General features: G+C 42.1%; 1 protein-coding gene. It reads right to left on the bottom strand.

Annotated features, from left to right (window positions below; genetic code table 11):
- Positions 1-23 precede the first annotated feature (23 nt).
- Positions 24-321: ArsA-related P-loop ATPase (locus tag AOA62_RS03360; RefSeq protein ID WP_305886543.1), on the bottom strand; the 298-nt coding region annotated here is incomplete at its 5' end.

Genomic DNA, 321 nt, shown 5'->3' with positions numbered 1-321 from the left:
GGATATCACGAACTCTTGCAAACTTATTCCTTCTTTCCCATGAGCGTTTGGTAGATTGGATCTTCAACAGGTTCACCGTCATTTAAAAGCTGTGTATAATCTTCATTCGTTTTCCGACGGCGCTCTAGCATTCCATCCATCCAAACTCCCATCATTTCTGGCAATGATAGAAGGCGTAGTGTATGACCTGTAGGAGCTGTGTCAAAAATAAGCAAATCATATTTTGTCATCTCTTCTAAAATTAATGTTGTGATACGATCAAATAGGGCTGCTTCATCTGCCCCAGGACTTGCTTTGGCCATATCGATCTGGCGATGGACT

This window comes from Pseudomonas sp. 2995-3 (genome assembly GCF_002742565.1).
Lineage (GTDB): Bacteria > Pseudomonadota > Gammaproteobacteria > Pseudomonadales > Pseudomonadaceae > Aquipseudomonas > Aquipseudomonas edaphica.
Note: the sequence above shows the minus strand (reverse complement) of the source record. Positions and strands in the feature narration are given on the sequence as shown.